This window comes from Glaciecola sp. XM2 (assembly GCF_018595715.1).
In the GTDB taxonomy this organism is placed as follows: domain Bacteria; phylum Pseudomonadota; class Gammaproteobacteria; order Enterobacterales; family Alteromonadaceae; genus Glaciecola.
Genome location: NZ_JAHEOJ010000019.1, coordinates 133779 through 152127 on the forward strand (window position 1 = coordinate 133779; position 18349 = coordinate 152127).

The 18349-nt window shown below is 45.8% G+C and carries 17 protein-coding genes; 13 read left to right on the forward strand and 4 right to left on the reverse strand.

Going from position 1 to position 18349, the window contains the following annotated elements; genetic code table 11:
* Positions 1–60 precede the first annotated feature (60 nt).
* The 4 genes from KJ365_RS04450 (at position 61) to KJ365_RS04465 (ending at position 4364) form a co-directional block, all read left to right on the forward strand.
* A complete protein-coding gene (locus KJ365_RS04450; RefSeq protein WP_214450429.1) occupies positions 61–480 on the forward strand; it encodes a hypothetical protein in 420 nt (139 codons plus the stop codon).
* 532 nt (positions 481–1012) lie between these two features.
* Complete coding sequence (locus tag KJ365_RS04455; protein WP_352109325.1) at positions 1013–2413, forward strand: sensor histidine kinase; 1401 nt, start codon at positions 1013–1015, stop codon at positions 2411–2413.
* Positions 2413–3000, forward strand: coding sequence for a hypothetical protein (locus KJ365_RS04460; protein WP_214450430.1), 588 nt, complete (start codon positions 2413–2415; stop codon positions 2998–3000). The genes KJ365_RS04455 and KJ365_RS04460 overlap by 1 nt, the downstream gene beginning before the upstream one ends.
* Before the next feature lie 2 nt (positions 3001–3002).
* Positions 3003–4364, forward strand: a complete 1362-nt coding sequence (locus tag KJ365_RS04465; protein ID WP_284731248.1) for a sigma 54-interacting transcriptional regulator — start codon at positions 3003–3005, stop codon at positions 4362–4364.
* 18 nt (positions 4365–4382) lie between these two features.
* On the opposite strand, the gene bioA is transcribed toward KJ365_RS04465, so the two are convergent.
* Complete coding sequence (gene bioA, locus KJ365_RS04470) at positions 4383–5663, reverse strand: adenosylmethionine--8-amino-7-oxononanoate transaminase (RefSeq protein WP_214450431.1); 1281 nt, start codon at positions 5661–5663, stop codon at positions 4383–4385.
* 96 nt (positions 5664–5759) lie between these two features.
* Here bioA and bioB point away from each other — a divergent pair, with 96 nt between their 5' ends.
* From bioB to KJ365_RS04505, 7 genes are all read left to right on the forward strand, one after another.
* Positions 5760–6851, forward strand: coding sequence for a biotin synthase BioB (bioB, locus tag KJ365_RS04475; protein ID WP_214450432.1), 1092 nt, complete (start codon positions 5760–5762; stop codon positions 6849–6851).
* A gap of 3 nt (positions 6852–6854) precedes the next feature.
* Entirely contained in the window at positions 6855–8072 is a 1218-nt protein-coding gene (locus KJ365_RS04480) for an aminotransferase class I/II-fold pyridoxal phosphate-dependent enzyme (protein ID WP_214450433.1), read from the forward strand.
* A 29-nt stretch (positions 8073–8101) separates the two neighbouring features.
* Positions 8102–8902: a methyltransferase domain-containing protein gene (locus KJ365_RS04485; protein ID WP_214450434.1), complete on the forward strand. Its 801-nt coding sequence runs from the start codon at positions 8102–8104 to the stop codon at positions 8900–8902.
* A gap of 71 nt (positions 8903–8973) precedes the next feature.
* Positions 8974–9672, forward strand: coding sequence for a dethiobiotin synthase (gene bioD, locus KJ365_RS04490; protein WP_214450435.1), 699 nt, complete (start codon positions 8974–8976; stop codon positions 9670–9672).
* 104 nt (positions 9673–9776) lie between these two features.
* Positions 9777–10043, forward strand: coding sequence for a hypothetical protein (locus KJ365_RS04495; RefSeq protein WP_214450436.1), 267 nt, complete (start codon positions 9777–9779; stop codon positions 10041–10043).
* A 64-nt stretch (positions 10044–10107) separates the two neighbouring features.
* Positions 10108–10578: a low molecular weight protein-tyrosine-phosphatase gene (locus KJ365_RS04500; RefSeq protein ID WP_214450437.1), complete on the forward strand. Its 471-nt coding sequence runs from the start codon at positions 10108–10110 to the stop codon at positions 10576–10578.
* Position 10579: 1 nt separating this feature from the next.
* A complete protein-coding gene (locus tag KJ365_RS04505; RefSeq protein WP_250884014.1) occupies positions 10580–11554 on the forward strand; it encodes a FecCD family ABC transporter permease in 975 nt (324 codons plus the stop codon).
* A gap of 16 nt (positions 11555–11570) precedes the next feature.
* Here the strand turns inward: KJ365_RS04505 and glpK are convergent, their stop codons facing one another.
* Positions 11571–13061 (reverse strand): glycerol kinase GlpK, encoded by a 1491-nt coding sequence (glpK, locus tag KJ365_RS04510; protein ID WP_214450438.1) that lies wholly within the window; start codon positions 13059–13061, stop codon positions 11571–11573.
* Positions 13062–13331: 270 nt separating this feature from the next.
* Between glpK and KJ365_RS04515 the strand changes: the two genes are divergently transcribed.
* Both KJ365_RS04515 and KJ365_RS04520 read left to right on the forward strand, forming a co-directional pair.
* Positions 13332–14078: an ABC transporter ATP-binding protein gene (locus KJ365_RS04515; RefSeq protein ID WP_214450439.1), complete on the forward strand. Its 747-nt coding sequence runs from the start codon at positions 13332–13334 to the stop codon at positions 14076–14078.
* A gap of 116 nt (positions 14079–14194) precedes the next feature.
* Complete coding sequence (locus KJ365_RS04520) at positions 14195–15544, forward strand: class II 3-deoxy-7-phosphoheptulonate synthase (RefSeq protein WP_214450440.1); 1350 nt, start codon at positions 14195–14197, stop codon at positions 15542–15544.
* 10 nt (positions 15545–15554) lie between these two features.
* Here KJ365_RS04520 and KJ365_RS04525 read toward each other — a convergent pair whose 3' ends face one another.
* Together KJ365_RS04525 and KJ365_RS04530 are read right to left on the reverse strand one after the other, a co-directional pair.
* Complete coding sequence (locus KJ365_RS04525; protein ID WP_214450441.1) at positions 15555–16643, reverse strand: GGDEF domain-containing protein; 1089 nt, start codon at positions 16641–16643, stop codon at positions 15555–15557.
* A gap of 224 nt (positions 16644–16867) precedes the next feature.
* Positions 16868–18325 (reverse strand): MFS transporter, encoded by a 1458-nt coding sequence (locus KJ365_RS04530; RefSeq protein ID WP_214450442.1) that lies wholly within the window; start codon positions 18323–18325, stop codon positions 16868–16870.
* Positions 18326–18349: the final 24 nt, after the last annotated feature.

Below are 18349 nucleotides of genomic sequence, written 5' to 3' on the forward strand. Positions count from 1 at the left end.
TTATCTCAAGCACACTAGTATACTTATCCGAATTGAGTATGCCACTAGTCAAAGCTGATTATGCAAAATAAATCCAAAAAGTCTGATGATGTTCAGCATATGCACTTAAAAATGCCTGATTTTAGACGGGAACGCCGCAAAAAACTGCGTTCAGAAGATGTGGTTTACCAAATAGCGGTAGGTCTGAATATTTTAGCGTGGACGTTGTTGCTCAGTGCATTGGTGGTTTTTCATTACGCTCGCCCAGAATTTATTACTGGGTTGCAAAATTATTGGGGTATTGAAGGGCGTGAAGTCTGGCGTCAAGAGCAACTAAATTGGCTGACAATTTTACTAGAAACCAGCTTACTGGTTAGTTTTTTCACACTCATTGTGCGAGCAAGACGAAACCGGCGAAAAGCCGATCATTATGGCATTAACCTGTTAGCGCTTTTTATTCTCTCTCTCATTAGCCTAGCGACCATCTACACCATCATATAGTGCCGCATAATCTTCTTTACGACGCATATTTTTGTGCACTACAACGACCTGCTTTATCTGCGACTGCCGCCATTGAAAGCAGACTCTTAGTGGCTGTGTGTAATTTGCAACATCACGTCGTACATCGAGTGTTCTAGGCTAGTCGCTATAATGTGGCGCGTATCCTTACCGTACAGAAGAACTGCTGTCTGCGATCAGCAACAAAATATCGCGAGTTATTTCTTTGAATTTTTATAATGTCATGATTTATATAACAAATATAAAATTGGCACGAGATTTGTAAGACTCTTTTTGTATAGCCATATAAAAAAATAATCCATTGGCTGATAGTTTTTCATGCTGTGAGCAAGGGAAATATCGAAGTTCAGTAGGGCGCTTTGCTTTGCGAGTGGCGGGCGCCCTCTTTTTATTTACACGATATTAGGTTGATGAGAGCGGCGCGCTGTGCAATGCTAGACGCGTTTACCCACTGACATGCTGAAGGTAATAAGATGTCGGCTAGCCCACTTAAAGGATTGAGCAGAAAAACAACGTGCAGATAGGTTCACTCAGGCAACTTGTACTTGGCAGTTACATGGTTGCGCTAATCCCCCTGATAGCTTTGCTTTGGCAGAGTCAGCAAGACTTTGACGACGTAAGCTACATTACCACGGTAAACACTCAGTTTTACGTGTCTGTTGCAAGCGAACTAAGAGACTTAGAGCTTATCGGCCAAGATGTGGAGCGTCTTATCATGCAGTACCAGGTATTGCCAAATGCGCAGCTCGACGAACTCGCCGATTTTGCTATTGTGCGCTTTGAAGACAAGTTAGCGTTTTTGTGCAATGTGCTAGGTACTTTTCCAGAATGTAGCGTCATGAAAGAGCATATTACTACGCTAAGAGGCTATGCTGATTTTAATGATCAGCTTTTAATGGACGCCCATTTATCTCGCTTTGCAGAGTCGGTGGAGTTTATCAAAGAACAAGTGAATGAAGCGGTTGCTTTTAGAATAAATGAGCAGCAAGCACATCTCGATAGCATCCAAAAGCGTCAGGGCTGGTCAACGGGTTTGCTGGTAGTGCTTTCCCTTGCACTTATTATACTTGCCGCACAACTCATCTTGAAACCCATTAAAAAATTACAAGAAATTATTCATGCAATAGCAAAATCTAGTCATCAATTGCCCGAAAAGTCGGTTGTTGGTCCAAAAGAATTGCGAGCGGTTGAAACCGACCTATTTTGGTTAAATGGCCGTTTGCAGCAGTTAGAAAAGGTGAGAACTGCTTTGTTGCGCCATGCCTCTCACGAGCTCAAAACGCCACTAGCATGTATCAAAGAGGGGTGTGCAATCCTGCAAACAGAAGCTGTCGGTCAGCTGTCTGAAGGCCAGACTGAGGTGGTGGGCTTGCTTAATAACTCCACAGAACGTTTAAACCTACTGGTGGTAAAATTACTCGACTATAACGCCTTACTGCAGCAGGCTCAGCCTAGTTTTGTGCCCATCGATATTACTGAAATGATAGATGAGTGTGTATCTGAGTATCAGTTATTGTTGGCGCAAAATGACCAACAAATAGATATCCAGGTGTTGCCAAAAGTCAAAGTGGTATCCGATGTGGAGTTATTGCGCCGTATTCTCGACAATCTTGTGTCCAATGCTATTGCATATGCCAACATCTCTAGCACAATTGTGGTGCGCGTTTCACAAAACAATCAATATATCTTGTTAGATGTGCTCAATTCAGGCAACCCCATCGACCAAAAGACGCGTGCAGAAATTTTTGAGCCGTTTAAGCGCGGCAGCGACAAACGTAACGACAAAGTAATGGGGGCAGGTTTAGGCTTATCCATCGTTTCTGATTGCTCACGCCTAATTAATGGTGACGTTGCAATTATTGATACACCTGACGCCGACGTGTGTTTCAGGGTGCGCTTGCCTAGGAGAGACTAATGTTTAGAAACCTAATGATACTCATGTCGGTCATATGGCTATCGGGGTGCGAGGTGTTGCAACAGTCTATGGGTGAAAGTGCCGAGGTTGTCGACCTTAATGCCGCCGCACTGTGCCAAAACGAAGCAAGCATAAATACCTTTGAAGAGTATTGCGACCTGCGCCAATGGAGCCGCTTTATGGTATCTGCGCAAAGTTTATCGTGGGCAAAGCGACGCGCAGAAATTGATAAACGTGGCGACACGCCAAAGACAATGCTAGAACAAATATTGCTTAGCCAAGCACAAGATACACCCTACCGAAACCGCCTAAGGGCGCAAAACTGGATAAGGACCGTGAGCGAGTCGATGGATGAGACCATGGTGAGTGCGCTCAATACGCTCATTCGTGATCCCTCTCAACAGATCCTAGAGTTGGAGTCTGCCATTACGCTGCTAAGCCGACTGAACGCACAACAAGAAAAAACCATGAAAGAACTAGAAGACGCGTTAGTGCTTCGTAGTGAAGAAATTGAAAAACAGCGCTCTCAAGTAGAGCAATTATTAAAAATAGAAGCCAAAATGTCTGAACAAAAGAGGAGTAACTAGGCTTGAGTGTTGAGTCAGAATTAGCCCTAGAAAAAACACCTAAGTTATTGTTAGTTGACGATGACGAGAGTTTGCTGCGATTGATGTCTATACGGTTAAAGGCCGAAGGTTTTGATGTGACCGCGGTTGACAATGGGACTCAAGCATTAAGGTTAATGTTTAATAATGAATTTGATGTGGTATTAAGTGATTTGCGCATGCCAGGTATGGACGGTTTATCGCTGTTTGATGAAGTGCTGCAGCAACAACGAGATTTACCCCTTATTCTTATGACCGCGCATGGCACCATTGCCGATGCGGTTGCAGCAACGCAACGCGGCGTGTTTAGTTTTTTAACTAAACCTGTTGACCATGACGAGTTGCGTAAAATTCTGTTTAGAGCCATCGCGCAAACCACCAAAAATGATTTAGGTGATTGGTGTGAGGATATTATTACCCGCTCTCCCGACATGATTAAATTGCTCAAGCAAGCGGAGCAAGTGGCAGACAAAAATGTCAGCGTACTAATCAACGGTGCTAGCGGCACAGGTAAAGAGTTGTTAGCAAAAGCGATCCATAAAGCCTCTGGGCGAAAAGATAAAACTTTTGTCGCGATCAACTGCGGCGCGTTGCCTGAAAACCTCTTGGAATCTGAATTATTCGGACATGCAAAAGGAGCCTTCACAGGAGCTGTGCAGGCCAACCCAGGGTTATTTAGAGAGGCGGATGGTGGCACTCTATTTTTAGATGAAATTGGCGACATGCCCATTACGCTGCAAGTGAAGTTGCTTCGTGCCCTGCAGGAGCGTTCTGTCAGGCCGGTAGGCAGCACAACCTCAGTGGATGTGGACGTGCGTTTGATATCCGCTACCCATAAAAATCTGCACCAAGCGATGAGTGAAAACGAGTTCAGAGAAGATCTATACTATCGTTTAAACGTGGTGAATCTCGATATTCCAAAACTCAAAGACCGCTTTGAAGACATTCCATTATTGGCCGACTACCTATTAAAAGAAAGCGCTGAAAAGCATGGCATTAACGTGATAAAGTTTGCTGATGATGCGATTAGTCGCCTCACTAAAGCCGACTGGCCGGGGAACGTAAGACAGTTGGTCAATGTGGTTGAACGCTGTGTGGCGCTGACTAACTCTAAGATCATTCCAGTATCGCTTGTTGAACAAGCGCTATCGCAAGAGACGGAGTATTGGCCAACACTGACTGAGGCAAGAGACTCATTTGAGTATCGTTACCTATGCCGCTTACTGCAGTTAACCGATGGCAATGTGACTCGCGCATCAGATTTAGCCGGGCGCAACCGCACCGACATGCACAAACTGATGAAAAAGCATGGGCTAAATGCGGCTGACTTTAGGGAAGTGGATTAAGCCCTCAAGTCATCGGGTTTATTTCGCGGTGACTTGTTCTATTCCGTACGTAATTGCACTTACAAGCGTATTAATTTGCTCATGGGTGCATATGAACGGCGGCATCACGTACACTAGCTTTCCAAAAGGTCTAATCCAAGCGCCTTTTCCAATAAAATACTTTTGAATTTGTGCGACGTTTACAGGTTGTTTCATTTCCACTACGCCAATAGCACCTAAACATCTGACATCGGCCACCGCATCTAAATTCGCGAGTGGCGCAAGTCCTGCTTCTAATTGCGCTTGAATATCAGTCACACGCTCTTGCCAGTTATAGCTTTGCAGTACCTTGATGCTGGCGTTAGCCACAGCGCATGCTAACGGGTTACCCATAAACGTTGGGCCATGCATAAAGACGCCTGGTTCACCCTCACATACGCCTTGGGCGACTTGTTCGGTGCACAATGTTGCAGCCATGGTCATGTAACCGCCGGTTAACGCCTTTCCAAGGCACAAAATGTCGGGGCTAATGCCCGCGTGCTCACAAGCAAAGAGCTTACCTGTGCGACCAAAACCTGTGGCAATTTCATCGCATATTAGTAGTACATCAAATTCGTCGCAAAGGGCTCTACATTGCTTGACGTACTCGCTGTGGTAAAGGCGCATGCCGCCAGCACCTTGTACTATGGGTTCAAGGATAAGCGCCGCGATTTGATGGTGGTGCTGTTCTAAAATATCCCGCATGGGGGCTATTTCGTCAGGATGCCAGCTTTGCCCAAAAGGAATTTGTGGCGCGGGCGCAAAATAGTGCTCAATGAGCGTTTTTTGAAACAAGCTATGCATACCGTTAACCGGATCGCATACCGACATCGCAGCAAAGGTATCACCATGATAACCGCCCCGTGGGGTTAGTAACTTTGATTTTTCGGTGCGCCCTTGGCATGCCCAATACTGAATAGCCATTTTAATCGCCACTTCAATGGACACTGAACCTGAGTCAGCAAGAAATACGCGACGTAAACCACTAGGCACAATGTCTAACAGTGTTTTTGTCAGCTCAACGGCGGGTGAGTGCGTAAGGCCGCCAAACATAACATGAGAAAACTGCTCAATTTGAGTATGCGCTGCTTGGTTAATGTCAGGGTGGTTATAGCCATGTATAGCTGCCCACCAAGACGACATGCCATCGACTAATACTTCGCCACTGGCCAGTGTGATTTGTGCTCCTTTTGCATAGGTCACTTCATAACAGGGCAAGGGCGCGGTTGCGGAGGTGTAAGGGTGCCATATGTGTTGGCGATCAAATTCGATGTTGTTCAATATTTAACCTGTTGTAAAACTTATTGTGTTGCTAAGATTGACAAAGCGAGCAGTGCGCATAGACTAGAGCCATTATTGCTTTGAGTAAACCTTTTTATGTCAGCACACTTTCAATCAACACCCCGCCACAATTGGACATTAGAAGAAGTAAATGCACTTTTTGCGTTACCCTTTAACGACCTAGTCTTTCAAGCACAATCCATTCACCGACAAAATTTTGATCCTAACCATGTGCAAGTGAGCACTTTGTTATCGATCAAAACCGGCGCATGCCCAGAAGACTGTAAGTATTGTCCGCAAAGCGCTCGTTATGACACTGGCCTAGAAAAAGAGCGTTTGCTTGAGATTAACAAAGTCATCGAGCGTGCTCGCGAAGCAAAAGCCGCAGGCTCAACGCGTTTTTGTATGGGGGCGGCGTGGCGCAACCCTAAAGACCGCGATATTCCTTATGTGGCCGAGATGATTAAAGAGGTCAAGTCTTTAGGTCTTGAGACCTGCATGACCTTGGGTATGTTGACGCGGGATCAAGCCGTCGCGCTTAAACAAGCGGGCCTTGATTATTACAACCATAACCTTGACACATCACCAGAGTTTTACGGTGAAATCATTACCACTCGCACTTATCAAGACCGCCTTGATACTTTAAAGCATGTAAGAGAGTCAGGTATGCATGTGTGTTCTGGTGGCATTGTGGGTATGGGTGAGACTGCAAACGACCGCTCGAGCTTGCTTATTCAATTAGCGAATTTAGAGCAGCAGCCCGAAAGCGTGCCAATTAATATGCTGGTAAAAGTCAAAGGCACTCCTTTAGACAGTGTTGACGATTTAGAGCCCTTTGAGTTTATTCGCACCATTGCCGTTGCTCGCATCATGATGCCGCAAAGCTTTGTTCGATTGTCAGCGGGTAGGGAGTCGATGAACGAGCAAATACAGGCGCTGTGTTTTATGGCGGGTGCAAACAGTATTTTCTACGGTTGCAAATTGTTAACCACCTCTAATCCTGAAACTCACGAAGATGTACTGCTGTTTAAAAAACTTGGCATCAATTCGAAGCAAACCAAAAGCTACTCTGATGAGGCTTATGCAGCGGCACTGCACGATGAAATTGAGCAAAATCAGCAGCCAGCGATGTTCGTAGATGCCACGCAAACGTCACTGCGTGCCTCCAAGCAATTATCTGACGCTTAGTGTATGAGTTTTGCGTTCGTCGACGACGTTCTTAATGAGCGCAAAAAACAAGGTTTGCTGCGTACGCGAAAGTTAGTATCTTCAACGCGCGACGGCATTATTACAATAGACGGCAAGCCTTGCTTAAATTTTGCGAGTAATGACTATTTAGGGTTGAGTCAACATCCTGATGTACTGCAATCCTACGCCAATGGTTTGGCCGAGTTTGGTGCCGGTAGCACGGCGTCTGCTGTGGTGTGTGGTCATATGCAGCCTCACCATGATTTAGAATCCCGCTTAAGCGAACTGCTCAACAAACCTGCTGCGCTTTTGTTTAACAGTGGGTTTTGTGCCAATCAAGCCCTGTGCCAAGCACTTTTTGGCCAAGTTTCAGGCAGTGGAATAAGCGAGTCAAAGCCAACTAACCATATTGTGAGCGACAAGCTCATGCACGCTTCGTTTTTAGAAGGTGCAATGCATACCAATGCACGTCTTTCGCGCTTTCATCACAACGATATTAGCCACCTCAACGCTCGACTTAACGCCTGCAAAGATAATGTGCTGGTGGCAACTGAGGGCGTGTTTAGCATGGACGGTGATTTGGGTAATATCCCCAGCATTCAACAAGCCATCGATGAAAGACAACGTCATGCAGGGTCAATCCAGCTGTTAGTGGATGATGCCCACGCACTTGGCGTGATTGGTAACAATGGCCTTGGCAGTATCGAGGTGGATGGGGTAGATGCAAACGATATTAATATCCTCATGGCCACTTTTGGCAAAGCACTTGGTACCGCAGGGGCATTTATTGCAGGTGACAAAAACCTCATAGAATACTTAGTCAACTTTGCCAAACATTACGTGTACAGCACGGCAATGCCGCCTGCCCAAGCAATGGCCACGCTAACGAGTCTCAATATCATGCTACAAGGTGAGCAGCGAACCACGCTACATGAAAACATTGCATTGTTTCAAGCCTTAAGCAAGGCTAAGGAGCTTGAGGTGATGGCCTCAGATACGGCTATTCAGCCCATTATTGTAGGTGACGATAAAGCCTGTATGTGGTCTTCTGAAAAGCTGATGTCATTGGGTATTTATGTACCGGGTATTCGTCCGCCAACGGTGCCTAAAGGTAAGGCGAGACTCAGAGTGACCTTAAGTGCCCTGCATACCCCAAAAGATATTCACGCACTTATCGATGGTCTTTGCATTGTGCGAGACGAGTGTTGGGGTGGTGTGTGAGTGTTGCTGTGCCTAAAGGGGTGTCGCTCGTGCATGAACCACCAGCATTGATGCAAGCCGTGAAGCCAAAACGTGTGGTAGCCGAGCATTTCAGCCGCGCAGCAAACCGCTATGATCGCCACGCACAAATCCAAAAAGAGATAGCCGATGGCCTGATTGATTGGGGCAGCTTGCAAACAAGCAAAAGCGGTGTCGCCCTAGATTTAGGGTGTGGAACCGGTTACCTGGGTAAGCGTATCGCAGATGGCCATGCTCAGTGGTTGAATTTAGATGTTTCCTTAGAAATGCTCAAAAGTGCTAAAGCGAATGCAACTGAACGCTTAAAACTTAAGGAACATAGCATCCTTGCTGACGCACACTATATTCCACTGGCAAATAGTAGCGTTGATAGGGTGTATTCAAGCATGGCCCTTCAGTGGTGTGAACATCCGCAGCAGGTTGTGAAAGAAATGTTTAGAGTGCTAAAACCGCAAGGTCGGGCGGTATTGGCGATTATGGTATCGCCCTCATTTTCAACCCTCGACAATGCTTGGCGAGCGATTAAGATGCCTAGCAGAGTAAATGCGTTTGCCTCACCTATGCAATGGTTGAGCGCTTTTCAAGCCTACCCTTGGAAGGTGCGCAGCTCTGAAGAATGCTTTTATAGTGAGCACCGTGGTTTGTCGCATATGCTTAAATCCATCTCTGGTGTGGGTGCAAGCGCGCAAACCGCTTTGACAGCACAATCTCCCTTGAGTAAAAACGAATTTATCAAGCTTGACGAATATTTTACTCATCAATCATCACTGCAGCTCGACTATCGAGTTTTGTTTATCGAGTGCAGCAAATAACGCCTTTATGAGGCATGCACATTGATGAAAATATGCATGCTACAAAATTACAATTTTCAGGATGCAGCATCATGACACAACACACTTTTTTCGTAACAGGCACCGACACCGATGTGGGTAAAACGTATGTGAGCAACTTGCTTTTAAGAGAGCTTACACAGCGGGGCAACAGCACATTGGGTTTTAAGCCCATCTCAGCGGGATGCGAGAACACGCCTGCGGGCTTGCGAAACGAAGATGCACTGATACTGCAAAGTGCCAGTTCTATCAAGGCTGAATATGATCACATCAATCCTATCGCATATGCACCGCCTATTGCACCGCATATTGCCGCAGAGTTAGTTGGGCAAAGTATTACCCTCGATACCTTACAAACTCATCTTAAGGCATTGGAAGCGTATCAGGCCGATGTGTTGTTAATAGAAGGGGCTGGTGGATGGCGACTGCCGCTCAATCGAGATGGTGTGTACCTTTCCGATTTTGCCAAACACAATCAGATGCCGGTGATCTTAGTGGTTGGGATGCGACTAGGGTGCTTGAATCATGCAGTGATGAGCTATGAGTCTATTGTCAATGACGGGCTAAACTGCGTAGGGTGGATCGCCAATCAACTCAGTGATGATATGCCTTACTACAATGAGAATCTAGCAAGCTTACAAAGCCTGATTAAGGCACCACTTTTAGCGGAAGTGGCGCATCAAAGTAAGGTGAGCGATGCGTCGGGTGGTATGAAATGCTTTGCTGCGTTTGACGAGATACTCAGCGCTTAACTAGCCATCGTAGACATGATTTATATCAATAGTTTAGAACAAGAATTGCGCTAAGGTTATAGGCAGTAAAGCGTTTTTTTATTGGCTTATTTGAGGGTATTGTTGTGTCTGACGAAAGCATCATTCGACTGTTAAAAGTGATTATGGCATGTGGGATCAGCCTGATTCTGCTAGGTGTATATTTTCATATGTTCAGTGAAACCATCGAAAATATGGGCGTTACCGGCATATTAATCAGTGCTTGCACAGTAGCGATAGGCATGATCATGTCGTTGCCCACCAAGATGTTTTTGACCTTTCTTCTCGTCAAGCGTGAGCACGAAAATGCAGAGCACGAGCGGGCGCTCAAACAAAAGAAATCGGATGCATGATTTTGGTAATTCACCTATAATTTTGCCACTTTTTATTCAACTAACGCAAGCATAAGGATTTAGTGTGGCGGAAAAAGATAATCTCTCGGTATTGTTTGTCTGTTTAGGCAATATTTGTCGATCCCCGACGGCTGAAGGGGTATTTCTTAAAAAAGCAGAAAAAGTGGGTTTAGAAGTGGTGGTCGATTCTGCGGGCACCGCTGGCTATCATGTTGGTGCAGCCCCTGACAATCGTTCTCAAAATGTTGCCCAAAAACGCGGCTACGACCTGTCTAAACTCCAATGCCGCAAGGTCGAGCCGACGGATTTCGAGAACTTCGATCATGTTATCGCCATGGATAACGAAAACGTAGCTAACCTAAAGCAAATGTGCCCGCCTGAACTACATCACAAAATACGCTTGTTTATGTCCTATGCGCAAAGTGACTACCAGGAAGTGCCTGATCCGTATTATTCGGGCGCAAAAGGGTTTGAGCTTGTCTTAGACTTGATAGAACAGGCCGCTGACGGTTTGATACTGCAGTTGGTGAAATAATTTGCATCAAGCAAACCGTTTTACTCTTATTTATTTGGGCGTTTTATGTGTTCTAGCAGGTGTGTATTTACTCCCACCATCCCTAACGTTTAATGAGCTAGAGCGCTATATTCTTGTGCATCTTAAACTGCCGGTTCTAATAACTGCTATCACAGTAGGGGCAAGCATTGCAGCTGCATCAGCCGCCTTACAAGTATTATTACGCAATCCACTTGCCGACCCTGGCATCATCGGGATCAGCAGCGGTGCGAGTTTGTTTGCCGCTGCATTTATATTGTTATCGGGGACTTCTCTTGCAACCTTGGGCCTAAGCCCTGAATGGCAGATAAATGTCTATGCTTTACCCGTTTTGTGTTTTGTTGGCGCCTTGCTGAGTAGCTTACTGATTTTTAAGCTGGCAAAATGGATGGGCGGTTCGATTAGCTCTGTCATTTTGTCGGGCATCGCTATCTCAACGGTATGCAGTGCATTGGTAGGGTGGATGTTTTTAGTGGCGCCGCCAACGCAATTGCAAAGCCTCACTTTTTGGCTGATGGGCAGCCTTAACAACACCACATGGCTTACTTTAGCTGTCGCTGGACCGCTTGCATTAGTAGCAACTGCCTTTTTGTTAAGGTGCGCAGGTCCACTTAATCAAATGTATTTGGGAGAACAAACCGCTCAGTTAAGTGGTGTCGACGTAAAGCGTTTTAATAAAAGGATGCTTGTTTTAATTGCGTTGCTGGTTGGTATCAGCGTATCAATAGCAGGTTCAATTGCATTTTTAGGGCTGCTGGTACCGCACTTTATTCGACGACTGCATGGTAACGACAATCGAATGGTCTTACTTTTAAGTGCTTTTGTGGGCGCCAGCGTGATGATAATGTGTGCCATCATCAATAGTCATTTTGCCAGTATCACCCTGCCTATTTCAATGCTGACCGCCACTATAGGCGCACCTCTGTTTATTTATGTGCTAAGTCGCAAAGCCTTTTAAACGCTAACCTTTCGTTTTAATTCGAAAATGCCAAGGTTGCCGTGACCGCTTTTTGCCACTGTTTCAAGAGGGTTGCTCTCACCGTTTTGTCAATGCGGGGTGTAAATTGTTTATCTACTTGCTTGTGCGAGGCAATGTCGCCCATATTTTCATATATCCCGGTATGTAAACCGGCTAAATAAGCCGCACCTAGCGCGGTTGATTCCATAATTTTAGGGCGTTGTATGCGGATATCGAGGATATCGGCCAAAAACTGACACAACCAGTCATTAGCGACCATGCCGCCGTCTACCCAAATATTACTAGATGCCATACCGTCATTTTGCATCGCTTTGAGTAAGTCATAGGTTTGGTAGCAAACCGCCTCAAGCGCAGCGCGCGCCAAGTGAGCCTGCGTAGTATCACGCGTCATACCGAATAAAGCACCACGGGCATTAGGGTCCCAGTGAGGCGCGCCAAGGCCTGCAAAACCAGGCACTAAAAACACACCGTGATCGTAAGACAAGCTTTGTGCCAGAGCTTGACTTTGTTTGGCGCTCTCTAGCACGCCTATGCCATCTCTTAGCCACTGAACATTCGCTCCTGCAGTAAAAATAGCGCCTTCAAGGGCATAGGTTGTTTGGTTGTTGATTTGATACGCTATAGTAGTGAGTAGTTTATTTTCGGAGAAAACCGGTGTATTGCCGGTATTGAGCAAAGCAAAACATCCCGTTCCATAGGTCGACTTTAGTTCACCGGCTTTAAAACAACATTGTCCAAACAAGGCAGCCTGCTGGTCGCCAGCAATACCGGTGATAGGAATTGCGGCACCTAGTTCCGCTGGGTCGGTAATACCAAAGTCATCAGCACTGTTTTTGACTTCTGGTAACATGGCTTTAGGCACGCGAAACAACGATAGCAAGTCGTCGTCCCATTCGCCCGTTTGAATATTATAAAGGTTGGTACGCGAGGCATTGGTTGCATCGGTAACGTGTGCATGACCGCCGCTGAGATGCCAAGCAAGAAAGGTATCGATAGTGCCAAAGGCTAAATGCCCTTGTTCAGCCAAGGTTCTGGCGCCACTTACTTCGTCTAAGATCCAGCTGATCTTGGTAGCTGAAAAATAAGGGTCTAGCAAAAGCCCCGTTTTATTACGTACGGTTTCTAATTCAGATTTTAGCTCAGAGCATAAAGCAGCCGTGCGTCGGTCTTGCCACACAATGGCGTTGTAAATGGGGGTGGCGCTACGTTTGTCCCATACAACGGTGGTTTCTCGCTGATTCGTAATACCAATACAAGTGACCTTAACCCCAGCCTCTTTTGCGCTTTGTAGGACTTGCTGACACGATTGCAGTGTCGTGCGCCAAATCTCTGCTGGGTCATGCTCCACCCAGCCATTCTCAGGATAGTATTGTGTAAACTCTTGCTGAGCGCTAGCCACTTGCGTGCCGTCTTTTAGAAACACAATGGCGCGGCTTGAAGTGGTGCCTTGGTCAATGGCGAGTATGCCAATTTTGTCGGTTTGCATGTGATGTTTGTTCTTAAAATGATTCACCTAAAGCATCATTACACATTTTTTTGCTGGTGTTCAATGTTAATTCAAATGGCGTAAACCTCTGAATTAGGGAAACTTAGCTTGCTTTGCAGCGCGCTTATGATGCAATCACTCACGCATAAGACTTTACATCGACAGGGCATGATCACATCATATGTGCCAGCGTTTAATTTAACGCTGTTGATGTTCTCCACGCTCATGCGGCTTCCCTTTTTTGCTGCGTGTTAACTATTGAGGCCTGCGGTGCTATCACTTTCAAACATTACCTTAGACGCTCGATTACACGATGTGTCATTGCAAATGCAGCAAGGCCATTGGTGGATGCTGCTAGGCGCAAATGGCGCGGGGAAAAGTTCGTTGTTAAACCTTGTAGCAGGCATCGAGCATCAATATCACGGCGGTATTGCACTGAATAACGAATCTTTGCAGGCTCATACGTTTGCCGAACTAGCGCGTGTAAGGTGTTTAGTTTCACAGGCTTACAGCAGTGCATTTTCAATCACCGTGAGTGAGTTATTACGTTTTTTTACATCTATTGATGCCCTTCCCGCGCTAATTGAAAGCAAACTCGAGCTAAGCTTATTGTTGACTCATGACTTCGATAAGCTATCAGGGGGGGAAAAACAGCGCGTTCACCTTGCGCGAAACTTAATGCAAGTGTGGCCAATGATAGAGCAGGGGAAAGCGCTTATTTTACTCGATGAGCCACTGCAGCAACTTGACGTAAAGCATCAATTTGAAGTGCTGAGCCTGTTTGAAGCGCTGCGAGAAAAAGGCAATTTACTAGTAATGAGCCATCATGACGTGAATCAAGCCATGCACTATGCAACGCACGCTTGTTTGCTCTCTCATGGACGTGTGATTGAAGCCGGTAAATCCTCTGATGTATTAACGCAATCAAACGTCGAAGGTTTGTATCAGCAGCGTTTTACCAAAATAAAGAGCGAAAATGGTGAAAAAAGCTATTTAATTGCCCAGCCAGACGCCTAAACTCCGCAAATATGATATTCTCCCGAATATGAATGTGATGCTAGCCTGAACGATGACGAAAGTCTTTATTGGCGCATCATTACTAGGCAAAATATAACCGTACAAAAGGAACAAAAGTGAGTCAGTGGACCCCAGATAGTTGGCGCGAAAAACCCATCTTACAACAACCGCATTACAACGATCTCGCAGCTTTAAAAGAGGTAGAGGCGATAATTGCCAACTATCCTCCCCTTGTATTTGCAGAAGAGACTCGTCAACTCTACAAACAACTAGGTGAAGTGTGCCAAGGAAAGGGGTTTTTACTGCAAGGTGGTGATTGCGCTGAATCTTTTGATGAGTTCAATGCCCCCAAAATACGCGATACCTTTAAAGTGATATTACAAATGGCTGTGGTCATGACTTTCGCCGGGCGCAGTCCCGTCACAAAAGTAGCTCGCATGGCTGGTCAATATGCAAAACCTCGCTCAGGTGACTTCGAGACTATCGATGGCGTCAGTTTGCCTTCATATCGCGGCGATATCATTAACAGTTTTGAGTTCACCAAAGAAGCAAGAGAGCCAGATCCGACGCGCATGCTAGATGCTTATCACAGAAGTGCGTCAACGCTGAATTTGCTGAGAGCCTTTGCACAAGGCGGTTTAGCAGATTTGCATCAGGTCAATCGATGGAACATGGCGTTTTTAGAAAACAACCCGCTTAAAGAACGCTATCAAGATTTGGCGACTCGCATTGAAGATACCTTAGGGTTTATGGACGTAATAGGCCTTAATAGTCAAAACACTTCTGCCTTGCATGAAACGTCTTTGTATACGTCACATGAGGCTTTGCTGCTCAATTATGAACAAGCATTAACGCGCATTGATACGCTTACGGGTTTGCCATACAACTGCTCGGCGCACATGCTCTGGATTGGTGAGCGCACACGTCAGCTTGACCACGCTCATGTAGAGTTTTTCAAAGGTATCAACAACCCTATCGGGGTGAAAGTTGGGCCTACCATGCAAGAAGATGAATTAATTACATTGATTGATGCGCTTAACCCTGAAAACTCGCCCGGCCGTTTAACCCTTATCACCCGCATGGGCGCTGATAATCTTGCGCAGAACTTGCCTCGCTTGCTGCGTCGTGTCAAGCAAGAAGGGCGTAATGTTGTGTGGAGTTCAGATCCAATGCACGGCAATACTTTCAAGGCTTCAAGCGGTTATAAAACCCGTAACTTTGATGCAATCTTAAAAGAAATAAAGCAGTTCTTTGACGTGCATAGTGCGGAGGGCACCCATGCAGGTGGTATTCACCTAGAGATGACGGGTCAACACGTGACTGAATGCACGGGTGGGGCTTATCAAATCAGTGATGATGACTTAGCGCAAGCGTATAAAACTCAGTGCGACCCACGCTTAAATGCTGACCAAGTACTAGAAATGGCGTTTTTGGTTGCCGATCATCTTAAACAAGCAAAAAGTTAGGCTGAAAGTATCAGCTTGACTCACAAATTCGATGTTGCGCCTTTGTGCTATACATCGCTAAATCTGAGCGTGTGCGCAGGGCGTCTGCTGTTTTCCCGTCATCCGGATAGATAGCCACGCCTACGCTGCCTCTTACATAAAGCTTAGTGCCGGCCGCATCGATCGGTTGTTTCCAGACCTCTTCAATCCGCGCAACAATCGCATCTACTTCTTCTGCCGTCTGAAGTCCAGGTAGAACAAACAAAAACTCGTCCCCCCCTACACGACACGGGATATCAATTTCACGCAATGCGCCTCGCATTCGCTTGGCGACTCTAGATAGCACCAAATCTCCCACGGTATGTCCATATTCGTCGTTAATTTGCTTAAAATTGTCTAAATCGACAAACACCGTGGCTACTTTTGTACCTTCCCGCGCGGCCACGCTGATTGCCTGAGATAGATGAGGCATCGATAAACGATTGCAGCAGTATCCGGTCATGCTGTCGGTGTTTGCTAATACTTCCATGTCCTGCTTGTTTTGCTCTATTTCATCGATTAAATCACTACAATATAGATAGCATTGTCTGGCGCTAATAAGGGTGAAAATACTCACTAGACTGGTCCCAACAGCGGCTATTGCCCAAGCGCTAAAGGTATTACTATAAGCATTTGGCTCAATAGCATAAGCGATGTTACCGCCAATAAATAAATAGCCACAGCATAAGATGAATGCGCCATAGGCAAGCGCGTACGAAATAGCTGCGCGAAAGCCCCAGACCAAAGCAATAAGACCTGCGCAAAACGCTGAGAATGCGAAGGTACCACTTTGTAGTCCAAAAGACAGAGTGCCAGAAACAATCATTGAACTCAGTAGCGTAATAATAATGACAAGGTTGAGTTTAAAGTGGTTTTTATTGTGATTAAAAAAACACACGCTAACAATCAATGTAATCAAAATGTGATGTACAAAGATTGGCTGAAAACCGATGGAGAACCAGCGAGACAGGGAAATAGGCAAGCCTATTACGCAGACAATAAAAAAGCCAAGCACTAAATTACGCGTTAACTCTTGTTTAAAGCGCAACAATGAGGCTTCAAAAGCGGGGCTTTTTGACAATGTGTGCCTCCAGCAGTGTTAAATACACTACTAAAGTCTAGTGCTGTATTGGTTAAAAAACCAGCGGTTTTAGATAATAAGGCAGGATGAGGGACAAGTGCTTGTTCAATATTACTCGAACAATGGCATGTTGCTGCCTTTATGCATGTAGGTTAAAACGTGCGCATACATGCAAGAAAGCACTGCGGATATTGCAAAACTAACTATGGACGCATATAACAATGTCATTCACCATCTTTAGGCTGCGTACCCTTCGCTATTTCGAGCTGAGCCCTTACCTCTCGGGCTTTCTCTTCAGTAATCGGGTATTTCCATACCAGCAAGATAGCAAGGGCAGAACAGATCACTGGAACAACAATATCGTAAACACGCAGCATTAATAGAGTGTAGTCGCTTTGTGCACCACCTAGGGCAACATCAAAGCCAGTTGCGTTGAGCAAAAAGCCTCCCGCTAACAACGCGGCTGCCATGCCAAGTTTAACTACCCACCAATAAATGGAGCCAAACATGCCTTCACGTCTTTCGTGAGTATTGAGCTCGTCTAAGTCACACACATCGGCGACCATCGAGCCCATGAGCGTAAACAAACCACCTAAGCCAAACGCAATGAAGGGTACTGGTACTAATAACAGCATCGGGTTTTCAGGGCTGTAGGTAGGCCACTTTAATAAATAGCCGAAGATAGAAAGCCCAATGGCAAAGAAAAACGCTTTTCGTTTTCCATACAAGGTAGAGACCTTAGTAACCGTGGCTATGGCGACAAAGGTTGCGACTGCGGCGAGGGTACCTGCTTTACCCGCATACTGAGAGCCTAAATCGGTATCACCGCCAAAAATGTAGTAGATGATGACGTATGATTGAAATGAGGCAATCATCATAAAACCATTAAAGATAAGGAACGTAGCACCAGCTAAATATAAAAATGGCTTAAATTGTACGGTGATCGCGAAACCTTTAAAAAAGTCTTTGACGCTCTCAGATAGGGTTTTCGGTTGCTCGTTGCCTGTTTGTGGAAGGCCATAAGGTACGCGCTCTGGTTCGATCAGAAATATCGCTGGGAGTACACCTACACAAATTGTAAACGCTCCGATAATAATGGCGAGCCAGCCGGCGCCTTCAATCATGTTGTCGAACAGCTGATCGTTTTGCATGAACCACAAAAACCAGGGCGCGACGAAGTAAGCCAATTGCCCCATAAAATTCTGGGTAGCCATTAAGCGGGTGCGCTCATGGTAGTCTGGAGTCAGCTCATAGCCGAGGGCTACCCAAGGTGTTGCAAACATGGTGTAGGCTAAATAAAAAATCATAGAGCCTGCTAAAAAGTACCAAAAATAAAATTGCTCAGACTTACCGTCTGGAAGTTGCCAAATAAGCGCAAAAATCAGTCCAGCGAGTATTGCGCCAAAAAATATGAAAGGGCGGCGGCGACCCCATTTGGTGCGAGTGTTATCGGAGATATACCCCATAAGTGGGTCGGTAATGGCGTCGGTTAAACGTGGTAGCGAACTAAGCAAACCCACAAGCGCTGGGTTCATGCCTAAACCTAGATTAAACACAATCATCATACCGCCAATGGCCGCTCCCAACATATTGTTTATAAAGGCACCAAAGCCATAAATAATGCGCTTTGAAATAGGGACCTTATCTTGGGGCAAGGTTTCTTGATGAACGTGTGTTGACATTTAGTGCTCTTTTCAAATGAAAGC

Bases quoted from the DNA above. Each gene is read 5' to 3' on its own strand.
- bioB (WP_214450432.1), top strand. From the start codon at position 5,760: ATGTCAGCACACTTTCAATCAACACCCCGCCACAATTGGACATTAGAA.
- bioD (WP_214450435.1), top strand. From the start codon at position 8,974: ATGACACAACACACTTTTTTCGTAACAGGCACCGACACCGATGTGGGT.
- KJ365_RS04480 (WP_214450433.1), top strand. From the start codon at position 6,855: ATGAGTTTTGCGTTCGTCGACGACGTTCTTAATGAGCGCAAAAAACAA.
- KJ365_RS04530 (WP_214450442.1), bottom strand. From the start codon at position 18,325: ATGTCAACACACGTTCATCAAGAAACCTTGCCCCAAGATAAGGTCCCT.
- KJ365_RS04460 (WP_214450430.1), top strand. From the start codon at position 2,413: ATGTTTAGAAACCTAATGATACTCATGTCGGTCATATGGCTATCGGGG.
- glpK (WP_214450438.1), bottom strand. From the start codon at position 13,061: ATGCAAACCGACAAAATTGGCATACTCGCCATTGACCAAGGCACCACT.
- KJ365_RS04450 (WP_214450429.1), top strand. From the start codon at position 61: ATGCAAAATAAATCCAAAAAGTCTGATGATGTTCAGCATATGCACTTA.